The following is a 1057-nucleotide window of genomic DNA, read 5'->3' as shown; positions in this document are numbered from 1 at the left end:
CGACGTCGAGGTCGCGGGCCTTCTTCGGGTGGAGCGCGAAGAAGTAGCGCAGCACCTCGGGTTCGAGGAGTTCCAAGAGCTCCTGGACCGTGACGACGTTGCCCTCGGAGGAGGAAAACGCCTCGCCGTTGAGCGTGAACCACTCGTACACCATGGGGACGGGCGGCTCTGTGCCGAACACGTTCCGGGCGACGTCGACGCCGGAGGGCCACGACCCCTCCGCGTGGTCCTTCCCGAACGGCTCGAAGTCGACGCCCAGTACCACCCACTGGGCGGGCCACTCTAACCGCCACGGGAGCTTCCCCTCGCGGAACGTCGCGGTCCCCTCGTGGCCGCAGCCCTCGATGGTGTTGCCGCCGGCGTCCATGTCGGTACAGACGTAGTCGACGGTCTCCGCGTCGAGGTCGATCCCCGTCACCGTCTCCGTCACCTTGCCGCACGCCTCGCAGACGGGGTTGAACGGGACGTACTCGTCGTCCACCTTGTCCTGGTACGGCGCGAGCACCTCGCGGACGCGCCCGACGTCGCCGAGGACCGTCCGGACCGCGTCGTCGAACGTCCCGTCGGCGTACAGTTCGGTGTTCGAGAGGGTCTCGACGGGGACGTTCAGGCGGTCGGCGTCCGCCTTCAGCAGCCCCGCGAAGTGGGCCGCGTACGACTCGGCCTCGCCGAACGGGTCGGGGATCGCCGTGTACGGCTTCCCGAGGTTGCGGCCGAGCGCGCCCGCGTCGACCTCGCCGAGCCCGACGATATCGCCGTCCGCGTTCTCCAGCTTGCGCGGCACCTTCCGCAGCGGGTCCTTGTCGTCGGAGGTGAACACCTGCCGGACCTCGTGGCCGCGGTCGCGAAGCACCTCGGCGACGAAGTAGCCGCGCATGATCTCGTTGAAGTTGCCGAGGTGCGCGACGCCCGAGGGGGAGACGCCGCCCTTGATCACGATCGGCTCGTCGGGCCTTCGGGCTTCGATCTCGTCCGCGACGACGTCGGCCCAGAAGGCGTGGAAGGTCCCGCCCGACTCCCGAGTCGCTCCCTCCCCGTCGTCGGCCGCTGCCCCGTC

1 protein-coding gene is annotated in these 1057 nt (G+C 69.7%); it reads right to left on the bottom strand.

The features are described from left to right. A partial coding sequence (gene lysS / locus U4E84_RS18585) for a lysine--tRNA ligase (protein WP_322533532.1) occupies nt 1-1057 on the bottom strand: 1057 nt, incomplete at both ends.

The sequence above is a fragment of the Halorubrum sp. AD140 genome, from assembly GCF_034497445.1.
GTDB lineage: Archaea > Halobacteriota > Halobacteria > Halobacteriales > Haloferacaceae > Halorubrum.
This window is presented reverse-complemented; position numbering and strand designations above follow the sequence as displayed.